This window comes from Streptomyces sp. SM18, assembly GCF_002910775.2.
Classification (GTDB): domain Bacteria; phylum Actinomycetota; class Actinomycetes; order Streptomycetales; family Streptomycetaceae; genus Streptomyces; species Streptomyces halstedii.
This window is the reverse complement of record NZ_CP029342.1, coordinates 3205845-3218022: the sequence shown is the minus strand read 5'-3', so window position 1 is coordinate 3218022 and position 12178 is coordinate 3205845. Positions and strand designations below refer to the sequence as shown.

12 protein-coding genes are annotated in these 12178 nt (G+C 70.0%); 8 read left to right on the top strand and 4 right to left on the bottom strand.

Annotated elements, in window-relative coordinates:
* Positions 1 to 108: 108 nt before the first annotated feature.
* The 5 genes from B9S64_RS14285 (at position 109) to B9S64_RS14265 (ending at position 2711) form a co-directional block, all read left to right on the top strand.
* The gene (locus B9S64_RS14285; RefSeq protein ID WP_109492054.1) at positions 109 to 723 is read left to right on the top strand and encodes a hypothetical protein; all 615 of its coding nucleotides are present in this window, start codon (positions 109 to 111) and stop codon (positions 721 to 723) included.
* 140 nt (positions 724 to 863) lie between these two features.
* On the top strand, positions 864 to 1043 hold the full coding sequence (locus tag B9S64_RS14280) for a hypothetical protein (RefSeq protein ID WP_103488670.1): 180 nt from the start codon (positions 864 to 866) through the stop codon (positions 1041 to 1043).
* 103 nt (positions 1044 to 1146) lie between these two features.
* The gene (locus B9S64_RS14275) at positions 1147 to 1635 is read left to right on the top strand and encodes a BlaI/MecI/CopY family transcriptional regulator (protein ID WP_103488671.1); all 489 of its coding nucleotides are present in this window, start codon (positions 1147 to 1149) and stop codon (positions 1633 to 1635) included.
* Positions 1636 to 1644: 9 nt separating this feature from the next.
* The gene (locus tag B9S64_RS14270; protein WP_176712224.1) at positions 1645 to 2229 is read left to right on the top strand and encodes an amino-acid N-acetyltransferase; all 585 of its coding nucleotides are present in this window, start codon (positions 1645 to 1647) and stop codon (positions 2227 to 2229) included.
* A gap of 146 nt (positions 2230 to 2375) precedes the next feature.
* Positions 2376 to 2711, top strand: coding sequence for an Lsr2 family protein (locus B9S64_RS14265; RefSeq protein WP_103488672.1), 336 nt, complete (start codon positions 2376 to 2378; stop codon positions 2709 to 2711).
* On the opposite strand, the gene B9S64_RS14260 is transcribed toward B9S64_RS14265, so the two are convergent.
* A complete protein-coding gene (locus B9S64_RS14260; RefSeq protein WP_103488673.1) occupies positions 2690 to 3274 on the bottom strand; it encodes an SCO3374 family protein in 585 nt (194 codons plus the stop codon). The genes B9S64_RS14265 and B9S64_RS14260 overlap by 22 nt on opposite strands.
* A gap of 429 nt (positions 3275 to 3703) precedes the next feature.
* Between B9S64_RS14260 and B9S64_RS14250 the strand changes: the two genes are divergently transcribed.
* Together B9S64_RS14250 and B9S64_RS14245 are read left to right on the top strand one after the other, a co-directional pair.
* Positions 3704 to 6229: an ATP-dependent Clp protease ATP-binding subunit gene (locus B9S64_RS14250; RefSeq protein WP_103488674.1), complete on the top strand. Its 2526-nt coding sequence runs from the start codon at positions 3704 to 3706 to the stop codon at positions 6227 to 6229.
* 819 nt (positions 6230 to 7048) lie between these two features.
* Positions 7049 to 7717 (top strand): M23 family metallopeptidase, encoded by a 669-nt coding sequence (locus B9S64_RS14245; RefSeq protein WP_103488675.1) that lies wholly within the window; start codon positions 7049 to 7051, stop codon positions 7715 to 7717.
* 17 nt (positions 7718 to 7734) lie between these two features.
* Here the strand turns inward: B9S64_RS14245 and B9S64_RS14240 are convergent, their stop codons facing one another.
* Positions 7735 to 8328 carry a TetR/AcrR family transcriptional regulator gene (locus B9S64_RS14240; RefSeq protein WP_103488676.1) on the bottom strand — a complete coding sequence of 198 codons (594 nt, stop codon included), beginning with the start codon at positions 8326 to 8328 and terminating at the stop codon, positions 7735 to 7737.
* A 139-nt stretch (positions 8329 to 8467) separates the two neighbouring features.
* Between B9S64_RS14240 and B9S64_RS14235 the strand changes: the two genes are divergently transcribed.
* The gene (locus B9S64_RS14235; RefSeq protein ID WP_103488677.1) at positions 8468 to 10054 is read left to right on the top strand and encodes an MDR family MFS transporter; all 1587 of its coding nucleotides are present in this window, start codon (positions 8468 to 8470) and stop codon (positions 10052 to 10054) included.
* Between the two features lie 87 nt (positions 10055 to 10141).
* On the opposite strand, the gene cseC is transcribed toward B9S64_RS14235, so the two are convergent.
* Entirely contained in the window at positions 10142 to 11464 is a 1323-nt protein-coding gene (gene cseC, locus B9S64_RS14230; protein ID WP_103488678.1) for a two-component system sensor histidine kinase CseC, read from the bottom strand.
* Entirely contained in the window at positions 11461 to 12174 is a 714-nt protein-coding gene (gene cseB, locus B9S64_RS14225) for a two-component system response regulator CseB (protein ID WP_103488679.1), read from the bottom strand. The genes cseC and cseB overlap by 4 nt, the downstream gene beginning before the upstream one ends.
* Positions 12175 to 12178: the final 4 nt, after the last annotated feature.

Below are 12178 nucleotides of genomic sequence, written 5' to 3'. Positions count from 1 at the left end.
CGGCGGCAGCGGCGGGACGCCGCGCCGCCGGGCGACCAGTTAAGCGGATTTTGTCCATTTAGCACGTATTGTCGCTCCATGCCCACGCCCTACGGATCACGCGGCGGCATGGCGTTCGGTGCGGACGAGCTGCGGGTGCTCCGACGCGCTCTCGCCCATGCCCTCCACCCCACGCCCCTGCCGGAAGAGGATGTCCAGGACTGTCTGCGGCTCGCGGACGCGGTGGACGAGGCGGTGGACGAGGCGGGCAGGCTCCGCGCCTTCCTCCTCGCCGACCTCGCCCGCTACCGGGACGCGCTTCCCGGCTCGCTCAGCGGCTATCTGGAGCTCCTTCAGGACGCCCTGGCCGCCGGGTACGACCCCCGCCCCGAGGATCTCGCCGCCCTGCGGGCGCTGCGCGGCGGTCCGGTCGCCGCAGCGCTCCTGGAGCGCTGCCAGGTGATCGCCGAACGCTCGGTCCGCGCCCGCCTCGCCGGGCGCGCCGCCCCCGTGGCCCCCGCTCCGCGCGGCCGGCTGCTGGCCCTGCCCGGCGGCCGGGCGGCGTCCGGGGAGCCGGCCCGCCCCAAGGCGCCCACGGGGCCCGGGAAGCCGGCCCGTCCGGCGGCCCCGGGACGGCCGGACGCCCCCGCCCGGCCCGCCCCCAAGCCGTCCGAGGTCTTCCCGCCGCGCCGTCGTCCCGCGCCCACGCCTCCGCCCCCGCCCGGGGAGCGCGCCGCCTCCTGACGGGCGCGGCCGGTGCGGTGGGGCCTCCTGGCCGTACCCCCTCGGACATGCCGTGCCCGAGCGGCACCGGGCCCCTCGGACGCGCCGTGCCCGAGGGGTCCCCAAGAGGCCGGAATGCCGGGCTCGCTACTCTGGAGCGCATGGACTACGTATCCGCGCTCGTGCCGCCCGTGGTGATGGCCGTCTTCTTCATCGGCCTCGTCGTGACGATCATCAAGAGTCAGGGCGGGCCGAACAAGGCCAAGGAGGACGCCGCGGTGGACGCGGCCCTCGCCCGTGCCGAATCGGCGCGGCAGGCCCCGCGGACCGACGGCGTCTGACCCGGCCCCAGCGTGAAGGGCGCACGGCTCCTGGAGGAGTTGTGCGCCCTTTTTCGTATGACAAAAATATCCCATTCCAGACATCTAGCACTAAGGTGATGCCGTGCCTCGCGCATTGGGAGAGCTGGAAGACGCCGTGATGACACGGGTCTGGCAATGGAACCGACCGGTCACCGTGCGGGAAGTCCTTGAGGACCTTCAGCAGGAGAGGTCCATCGCATACACGACCGTCATGACGGTAATGGACAATCTCCATCAGAAGGGCTGGGTACGCCGGGAAGTGGACGGACGGGCTTATCGATATACGGCCGTCTCCACGCGGGCCGCCTACTCGGCCGCACTGATGAACGAAGCCTGGTCGCGCAGTGACAACCCCGCGGCGGCCCTGGTCGCCTTCTTCGGGATGATGTCGGCCGAGCAGCGCGAAGCGCTCCAGGACGCGGTGCGTATCGTCGCTCCCGCTCTCCCCGGAGCCCCGGAGGCGGAGCCCGGTGACAAGGCGGAGCCCGAGGAGAAGGCCGCGTCCGGCGGTGAGCCGGGGACCGAAGGCGACTTCCCCGCCGGTGAAGCACCGCCCGACTCCGGGCGATAGCGTCGGGGCATGTCCTCAGAGCTGCCGCAAACCGATCCCCGTAACGATCCGGACGCCGATTTCCGTACCGACCCGTCGGTAAAAGGGGCGGCGGCCATCACCGTGCGGCGCGCCAGGACCAGCGATGTGGCGTCCGTACGGAGTCTGCTCGACGGGTACGTCCGCGAAGGCATCCTGCTCGACAAAGCGACCGTGACGCTTTACGAGGACATCCAGGAGTTCTGGGTCGCCGAACGCGACGAGGACGCCCGGGTCATCGGCTGCGGCGCACTCCATGTGATGTGGGAAGACCTCGCCGAAGTGCGTACTCTCGCCGTCGATCCCGTCAGCAAGGGCGCCGGTGTGGGGCACCAGGTCCTGGACAAGCTCTTGCAGACCGCACGCTGGCTGGGTGTCCGCAGGGTTTTCTGCCTCACCTTCGAAGTCGACTTCTTCGCGAAGCACGGCTTCACCGAGATCGGAGAGACGCCGGTCGACGGAGATGTCTACAGTGAGCTGCTGCGTTCCTATGACGAGGGTGTCGCCGAGTTCCTGGGGCTCGAACGAGTGAAACCGAACACCTTGGGCAACAGCCGGATGCTTCTGCACCTGTGAACGGCGGGCGGCGCCGGAGAACCCTATGTCCGAATCGCGCACGTTTCCCGTCCTCTTGAGCTCCTGAACCTCTCCCAGGGGTTTGTGTTTTCCGGGGAAAAGCGGTTTCCTTTCCGCGTACTACATTTTCGATGAAAGGAAATCCGGTGGCGCAGAAGGTTCAGGTCCTTCTTGTTGATGACCTCGACGGTGTCGAGGCGGACGAGACCGTGACGTTCGCTCTGGATGGCAAGACGTACGAGATCGACCTCACCACGAGCAACGCGGACAAGCTCCGCGGTCTTCTTGAGCCGTACACCAAGAGTGGCCGTCGTACCGGTGGCCGCGCGGCGACCGGCCGCGGCAAGGGCCGTGCCACCACGGGCGGCAACAAGGACACCGCGGAGATCCGCAAGTGGGCCCGGGAGAACGGCCACAACGTGAACGACCGCGGCCGCGTCCCGGCCGAGATCCGCGAGGCCTACGAGAAGGCCAACGGCTGACCCGCCGGCCGGCCGGCCGGCAGACGCGTCCGCGCACCCGACAGCCGGGCCCGGTGGCATTCCGTCGCGGCGGCGTCCACGAGCCGTACGAGATCGGGAACGTCCCCGCCCCTGTTCCCGAAACCGACCAGCGCCGGGAGCATGGGCTCCACCGCCCGGCGCGGTTCGGGGGGCCGCAGCCAGAGCGCGGCCCCCGACGGGTCCCCCGGTCCGCCGGGCGGAGCCGGGGCCGTGATGTGCCCGCCCGCGCCGATCGCGGTCAGGTCGAGCGTGATCCCGCCCCACTCCAGCCAGTCGAGCAGCCCCGGCAGCTCGTCGGCCCCTCCGGCCGCCACCAGCAGCCACATCCGCTGCCCCGCCAGCGCCACCGGACCGGTGCGCCCCACCCGGCGCAGCACCGCGTGGCCCGCCACGGCGGGCAGTTCCAGTACGTCGAAGCGCAGCCCGGTGGGCAGCCGCACGGGCGAGGTGCCCGCCGTGGCCCAGCCGAGCTCGCGTGCGTACCACCGCGCGCGGCCGTCGGCTTCCGGCGAGGAGCGGGGAGGCGGAACGATGGGTGCCATGCCGGATGAACCCCCGGAACCCCGCCGGGGTTACGCATAGCCGCACGGTCGTCGCGCTTCGTGTGCGCGGCGGGGGCGCACAGGGGCATGCGACGGTGCGCGGTTGTTCGCCCGTAGCGGAGTGAACAGGGGCGCGCCGCATGGACTGCCGGTGAGTGCGGGTAAGACATCCCTAGTGGGAAGGGGCGACACGCGGGCAAAAGCGTCTCGCGTTCGCCATCGGCGTACTGGCGAAAGGGCTATCTGCCTGGCCTGCGGGAACATCGTCTCGCACCATCGGGTTGAGGCAGTTGTCGGCGTTCGGGGCAGGAGGCCATCGACGGGTGTCGGCAGTTGAAATGAGCGGTCCCCGCTTGCGGGACTAAGCTGCGGAAGGACAGGGAGGGGACCGACCCCTTACTGCCTGACCGCTCTGAGGAGCGATTAACGATGTTCGAGAGGTTCACCGACCGCGCGCGGCGGGTTGTCGTCCTGGCTCAGGAAGAAGCCCGGATGCTCAACCACAACTACATCGGCACCGAGCACATCCTCCTGGGCCTGATCCACGAGGGTGAGGGTGTCGCCGCTAAGGCCCTGGAGAGCCTCGGGATTTCGCTCGAGGCGGTCCGCCAGCAGGTGGAGGAGATCATCGGTCAGGGCCAGCAGGCCCCGTCCGGACACATCCCCTTCACGCCCCGGGCGAAGAAGGTCCTGGAGCTGTCGCTCCGCGAGGCCCTTCAGCTCGGTCACAACTACATCGGCACGGAGCACATCCTGCTCGGCCTGATCCGCGAGGGCGAGGGCGTCGCCGCCCAGGTCCTCGTGAAGCTGGGCGCCGACCTGAACCGGGTGCGGCAGCAGGTCATCCAGCTGCTCTCCGGGTACTCGGGAGGCAAGGAGACCGCCACCGCCGGTGGTCCCGCCGAGGGCACGCCCTCGACGTCCCTGGTCCTCGACCAGTTCGGCCGGAATCTCACCCAGGCCGCTCGTGAGTCCAAGCTCGACCCGGTCATCGGGCGCGAGAAGGAGATCGAGCGGGTCATGCAGGTGCTCTCCCGCCGTACCAAGAACAACCCGGTCCTGATCGGCGAGCCCGGTGTCGGTAAGACGGCGGTCGTCGAGGGCCTGGCCCAGGCCATCGTCAAGGGCGAGGTGCCCGAGACCCTCAAGGACAAGCACCTCTACACCCTGGACCTCGGTGCCCTGGTCGCCGGCTCCCGCTACCGCGGTGACTTCGAGGAGCGCCTGAAGAAGGTCCTCAAGGAGATCCGCACCCGCGGCGACATCATCCTGTTCATCGACGAGCTCCACACCCTGGTGGGTGCGGGCGCGGCCGAGGGCGCGATCGACGCGGCGAGCATCCTCAAGCCCATGCTGGCGCGAGGCGAGCTCCAGACCATCGGCGCCACCACGCTCGACGAGTACCGCAAGCACCTGGAGAAGGACGCCGCGCTGGAGCGCCGCTTCCAGCCCATCCAGGTCGCGGAGCCGACGCTGCCGCACACCATCGAGATCCTCAAGGGTCTGCGCGACCGTTACGAGGCCCACCACCGGGTCTCCATCACGGACGAGGCGCTGGTCCAGGCCGCCACCCTGGCCGACCGGTACGTCTCGGACCGCTTCCTGCCGGACAAGGCGATCGACCTGATCGACGAGGCCGGCTCCCGGATGCGCATCCGCCGGATGACCGCGCCGCCGGACCTCCGCGAGTTCGACGAGAAGATCGCGGGTGTCCGCCGCGACAAGGAGTCGGCGATCGACTCCCAGGACTTCGAGAAGGCGGCTTCGCTCCGTGACAAGGAGAAGCAGCTGCTGGCGGCGAAGACCAAGCGGGAGAAGGAGTGGAAGGCCGGCGACATGGACGTCGTCGCCGAGGTCGACGGCGAGCTGATCGCCGAGGTCCTGGCCGCCTCCACCGGTATCCCGGTCTTCAAGATGACGGAGGAGGAGTCCTCCCGTCTGCTGCGCATGGAGGACGAGCTCCACAAGCGCGTCATCGGGCAGAAGGACGCCATCAAGGCGCTTTCGCAGGCGATCCGCCGTACGCGGGCCGGCCTGAAGGACCCGAAGCGCCCCGGTGGGTCGTTCATCTTCGCCGGCCCGTCCGGTGTCGGTAAGACGGAGCTCTCCAAGACGCTCGCCGAATTCCTCTTCGGCGACGAGGACGCGCTGATCGCCCTCGACATGTCGGAGTTCAGCGAGAAGCACACGGTTTCCCGGCTCTTCGGTTCGCCTCCCGGTTACGTGGGCTACGAAGAGGGTGGCCAGCTCACCGAGAAGGTGCGCCGCAAGCCGTTCTCCGTCGTTCTCTTCGACGAGGTCGAGAAGGCCCACCCCGATATCTTCAATTCCCTGCTCCAGATTCTGGAGGACGGTCGGCTGACCGACTCCCAGGGCCGGGTCGTGGACTTCAAGAACACGGTCATCATCATGACGACCAACCTCGGGACCCGGGACATCTCGAAGGGCTTCAACCTGGGCTTCGCCGCCCAGGGCGATGTGAAGACGAACTACGACCGGATGAAGAACAAGGTCAACGAAGAGCTCAAGCAGCACTTCCGGCCCGAGTTCCTCAACCGTGTCGACGACACGGTCGTCTTCCACCAGCTCAGCGAGGAGGACATCATCCAGATCGTCGACCTGATGGTCGACAAGGTGGATGAGCGTCTCAAGGACCGCGACATGGGCATCGAGCTCAGCGCGGAGGCGAAGACGCTCCTCGCCAAGAAGGGCTACGACCCCGTGATGGGCGCCCGGCCGCTGCGCCGGACGATCCAGCGCGAGATCGAGGACATCCTCTCGGAGAAGATCCTCTTCGGTGAGCTGCGCCCCGGTCACATCGTGGTCGTGGGTACCGAGGGCGAGGGCGACGAGAAGACGTTCACGTTCCGTGGCGAGGAGAAGTCGGCCCTGCCCGACGTCCCGCCGATCGAGCAGGCGGCGGGCGGCGGCCCGAACCTGACGAAGGAAGCGTAGGGGCGCGTAGCGCCTGAGCGTGCACCAAGGGGCTGCCCCGGACCGTCCGACGGTCCGGGGCAGCCCCTTTGCCGTGGGCGCGTCCGCGTTGCGGGGGCGTGGGGGCGGGGGGGCGTACGCGTACGGACGTACTGGCGCACAGACGTACTGGCGCGCGGGGGTACGCGTACGGGCGTGAGGCCCTGCGGCGCGGCCCTGTGACCGGAGCCCCCGCGCCTCCGGGGGACGGGGGCGTGCCCGGCCGGTGCCCAGTGCCCTGGCCTCGGGGGCGCCGGGTCGCCTCGGGCCGATCGGGCCGCCCCCGGGGTCGCCGTCCACCGCGTCGGCGGTCGATCAGGGGGCTCGGCGGGTCCGATCAAGGGGCTCGACAGGTCCGGTCCGGGGGCTCGGCCGGTCGGTTCGAGGGGTGGGTGAGGCCGTCTCCGGGGGCCGGAATCGGGGGCTCCAGGGCCCCCGCCGGTGACAAGGCGCACAGCCCTTTTCGGGCCTACTAGGCGCCCTAGGAGCAAGGCGCCTGCCTCCCGCCGGGACCTTGGTCCCACGGCGGCCGAGTCTTTCGGCAACAGGGGTGATATGTCGGTATCGCGGTGCTGTATCCAGGAAAGATGCGGTTCGAGCAGCGGTTAAACCCGTTCCGGAGAACCTTTCCGGAAGATCGTCATCCCGGTCGCGGTCCGGCGCGCATGGCGCATTCCCGCCCCGCCGGCTACGGCTTTTCATCGTAGATGGGGTGTTTGAGCGTTTCGGGGGGTTCGGGTTACCAAGGTGGAGCAAGCCCGGTGAGAGCGCCGGGTCCAGCCATCCCGGAGGTTCTCCCGCATGTCGAAGCGCGTTACGTTCCAGCACTCCCGCCGCCCGTCCATGTCCCGCGTCAGTGGCGCCGTCGTGGCCGCAGGCCTGGGTGCGTCGATGGTGTTCGGTGCGGGCGCTGCGTTCGCGTCCGGCACGACGGACACCGCCAAGCCCGCGGTGACCGCCGGCGCGTCCACCGCCGACTCCGTCGCCAAGCAGGCGTCCGTCCAGAGCAAGGCCGCCTCCGACAAGGAGGCCGCGGCCAAGAAGGCGGCCACGTCCTGGCAGACCCCGGTCAGCCACTACGTGCTGAGCGCCACCTACGGCACCGGCGGCGACCGCTGGGCCAGCAAGCACTCCGGCCAGGACTTCGCGGTGCCGGTCGGCACCAAGGTCGAGGCCGCGCACGCCGGTACGGTCGTCAAGGCCGGCCCCAACGGCGGCGGCGACGGTCCCGCGTACGGCAACGCCATCGTGATCAAGCACTCGAACGGCAAGTACTCGCAGTACGCCCACCTGTCCAAGATCCAGGTGAAGGTCGGCGACAAGGTGAAGACGGGCCAGCAGATCGCGCTGTCCGGTAACACCGGTAACTCCAGCGGTCCTCACCTGCACTTCGAGATCCGGACCACCCCGAACTACGGCTCGGCGATCAACCCGGTCTCGTACCTGAACTCGGTGCACGTCAGCGTGTGACGCATTGAGTGTCCGCCTTACCCGGCGGAGCCACCGGTCCCGTGATCGTGGGCCCTGGTCACCAACTCGACGGCGACCTCGAGAGCAGCCTCGCGCTTCTCCTCGGGGTCGCCTTCGGCGTCTCTGAGGGCGAAGACACCCGCGTGCATGGCCATCAGCGCCGTGAAGCAGCGCACCTGGTCGCTGAGCGGGGCGTCCTCGTCCTTGAGCAGGTCCACCAGGGCCATGACCCGGTGCTTCATGGTGTGGCCGATCCTGAGGTCCCGGACCGTCGCCTGGTTCTCCTGCATGAAGCGGAAGAGCGGTGCGGCGGCGGTGAGCGCGTCGCTGTAGCGGACCAGGATCTCCTGCTTCGTCTCCAGGGTCCGCGGCTGCTCCGCGCCCCAGGCCAGAAGCTCCTCGACCGGTCGGTTCAGGACCTCGAAGAGGCTGTTGAGGATGTCTTCCTTGGTCTTGAAGTGGTAGTAGAGGGCCGCCTTGGTGACGTCGAGCCGCTCGGCGATCTCGCGGAGCGAGGTCTTGTCGTACCCCTGGTCGGCGAAGAGCTCCATGGCGACGTCCTGAATGCGCTGGCGGGTGTCCCCCCGACGCGGCTGCGGCGTGCTGCCCATGCGACGACTCTCCCTCAACTTACTTGACGCCCGGCTAGTTACGGGTCTACTTTTCCGCAGTGTAGCCAACTAGCCGGGCGACAAGTAAGCGTCGTACCGGCGACCGACCGGGCACTGGGGATACAGGGGAGCGCGTGACATGGCGGAACTGAACAAAGCGGCGGCGACCGGGAAACCGGAATCCCGGCCGCGCAACGTCCGGGTGGTGGTGCTGGCGCTGATGATCGCGATGCTGCTGGCCATGCTGGACAACCTGATCGTCGGTACCGCGATGCCGACGATCGTCGGCGATCTGGGCGGTATGGAGCATCTGTCCTGGGTGGTTACGGCCTACACCCTGGCCACCGCGGCCTCCACCCCCATCTGGGGCAAGCTCGGCGACATGTACGGGCGCAAGGGTGTCTTCCTCACGTCCATCGTGATCTTCCTGATCGGCTCGGTGCTGAGCGGAATGGCCCAGGACATGGGTCAGCTGATCGGGTTCCGGGCCGTCCAGGGCCTCGGGGCCGGCGGTCTGATGGTCGGCGTCATGGCCATCATCGGTGACCTCGTGCCGCCCCGCGAGCGCGGCCGGTACCAGGGCATGATGGCCGGGGTCATGGCGATCGCCATGATCGGCGGCCCGCTCGTCGGCGGCACCATCACCGACCACCTCGGCTGGCGCTGGAGCTTCTACATCAACCTGCCGCTGGGCGCCGTCGCGCTGGCCATGGTGACCATGGTGCTGCACCTGCCCCGCAAGGAACGGGCCCAGCACACGGTCGACTACCTGGGCGCGGCACTGCTGACCGTCGGTATCACCGCGATCGTGCTGGTCACCACCTGGGGCGGCAGCGAGTACGCCTGGGGCTCCGCGGTCATCATGGAGCTGATCGCGCTGGGCGTGGCCTCCCTCGTCGGGTTCGTCTTCGTCGAGACCAGGGCCGCCGAGCCGATCATGCCGCTGCACATCTTCCGCAATCTGAACTTCACCCTGATGTCGGTGGTCGGCTTCATGGCCGGCTTCGTGATGTTCGGCGCGGTGCTCTTCCTGCCGCTGTTCCAGCAGTCGGTGCAGGGGGCGTCCGCGACCAACTCGGGGCTGCTGCTCCTGCCCATGCTGCTCGCCATGATGATCGTCTCGCTGGTCGCGGGCCGGATCACCACGAGCACCGGCCGGTACAAGGTCTTCCCGATCGTGGGCAGCGTCCTGATGGTCGCCGGACTCTTCCTGCTCTCCAGCATGGACACGGACACCACCCGCCTCGTCTCCGGTGTCTACATGGCCGTGCTCGGGGCCGGTATGGGCTTCCTGATGCAGATCACCATGCTCGTCGCGCAGAACAGCGTCGAGCTGAAGGACATGGGCGTCGCCTCCTCCTCCACCACCCTCTTCCGTACGCTCGGCAGCTCCTTCGGCGTCGCGATCATGGGTGCCCTGTTCACCGGGCGGGTGCAGGACGAGATGGCGGCGCGCGGTGGCGGGGGCGTGACCGAGCGGTCGGCCCAGCTGGACGCGGCGAGCCTGGCGAAGCTGCCGGACGCGGCCCGTGAGGCGTACGAGTACGCGGTGGCGTCCGGCACGCACCTCGCGTTCCTGGTGGGCGGATCGGTCGCGATCATCGCCCTGGTGGCGGCACTGTTCGTCAAGGAGGTCCCGCTGCGGGGCACGGCGAAGCCGACGGCGGAGGACGGCGGGGCGGCTCCGGCCGGGCCCGCGGCGGCCAAGGAGTCGCAGACGGTCTGACCGTCCGCAGGTGAGCGGGCCCCGGGGACGACCACCCCGGGGCCCGGTCGTGTCCGGCCCGCCCCGGTCCTTCCGCGCGGCGGTGGCTCAGTCCGTGGCCGGGCGCAGTACGGGGAAACTGCCGGTGTCGGTCGGCGCGTGTTCGGGCAGCCACAGCACGGCGACCGCCCCGCCCGTCCCGTCCGTGGTCCCGGCGGGAGCGGCGTTGCGGAACGTCAGCCGGGCCCCCAGCACCCGCGCCTGGCCCGCGGCGATCGTGAGCCCCAGCCCGTGGCCCCGCCCGGCCCGGTCGCTGCTTCCCGTACGGAACCGGCTCGGCCCGTCCCGCAGCAGGTCGTCCGGGAAGCCGGGCCCGTGGTCGCGGACCCGTACGACACGGCCCTCGACGGTGACCTCCACCGGGCCCGCCCCGTGCTTGGCGGCGTTGCCCAGCAGATTGCCCAGGATGCGTTCCAGCCGGCGCGGGTCCGTGGAGACCCAGGACTCGTGGACCACCCGCACCCGGATGTCCGGGTCGAGCAGCCCGATCCGGCGGGCCACGAACTCGCCGAGCTGGAGCTGCTGGAGCTCGGCCCGCTCGGACGCGCTGTCCAGCCGGGCCACCTCCAGGACGTCCTCGACCAGGGTCCGCATCGCCTGGGCCCGGTCGCGTACCAGCTCGGAGGGGCGGCCCGGGGGCAGCAGCTCGGCGGCGGTCAGCAGCCCCGTCACGGGGGTACGCAGTTCATGGGCGATGTCCGCGGTGACCCGGCGTTCCGCCTCGATCCGTTCGTTCAGCGCGTCCGTGAGCGCGTCCACGGCGCGCGCCAGCTCGTCGGTCTCGTCGCGTACGACCCCGCCGACGGCCTCCCGGACCCGGACGTCGGTGTTGCCCTGGGCGACCTTGCCGGCCGCCGCGGCCGCCTTGCGCAGCCTCCGGGACAGCTGGCCGCCGACCAGCACCCCCAGCGCGCAGCCACCGAAGACGACCGAGACCGAGCCGATGATCAGCGCCCGGTCGAGATCGCCCATGATCATGGAGCTGCGGTCGGCGAACCGGGTGTGCAGCGACAGGACCTCCCCGTTGGCCAGCGGTACGGCCGCCCAGACGTCGGGCACCCCGTCGCCGTACTCGTCGACGTGGGTGGCCCTGCGGTTCTCCCGTATCTGCTCGCGCAGGCTCGACGGCAGCGCGGGGTCGTTGAGCTTGGCGCCGAACTTCGGTGCCGACTTCTGCGTGCCGGCCGCCTCGTAGAGCCGCTGCGCGAACAGCAGCCGCTCCAACTGCACCTCGCGGGCGTTCTCCAGCATCGACACCCGGGCGGCGTTGTGCACGACCAGGCTCAGCGCCACCGCGATGAGCGCGCCGACCGCGGCGATCGCGATGCTGATCTTCCAGCGGACCCCGGTCCGCAGCGCGAGCCGCTTCATGCGCGGAGCTTGTATCCGAAGCCGCGCACCGTCTCGATCCGGTCCTGTCCGATCTTGGTGCGCAGCCGCTGCACATGGACGTCCACGACCCGGGTGTCGCCGCCCCAGCCGTAGTCCCAGACCCGCTCCAGGAGCCGGTCGCGGGAGAGGACGGTACCGGGCGCGGAGGAGAACTCCAGCAGCAGCCGCATCTCGGTCGGCGTCAGCCCCACGGGCACACCGGACCGGCGTACCTCCATGCCCTCGGTGTCGATCTCCACGTCCCCGAAGACCAGCGCCCCGCCCGTGCCGCCGGGGGCGCCCGTGCCGCCGGCCCCGGCGGTGCCGTCCGGACCCGAGGCGTGGCCGAACCGGCGCAGCACGGCGCGGATGCGGGCGACCAGCACCGCGCCGTCGAAGGGCTTGGTGACGTAGTCGTCGGCCCCGGCCTCCAGGCCGAGCACCACGTCGATGGCGTCCGCGCGGGCCGACAGCATGATCACGGGCACCGTGGACTCGTCCCGGATGCGCCGGCACAGGCTGACGCCGTCCAGCCCCGGCACCATCACGTCGAGCAGGGCGATGTCCGGCCGGTCCGCCCGGAACGCCTCCAGCCCCAGCAGCCCGTCCGGTACGGCGGTGACGGTGAAGCCGACCCGTTCCAGGGCGAGCTGGGTGGCCTCGCGGATGACGTCGTCGTCCTCGACGAACAGGACATGGGTGTCGGCCATACGG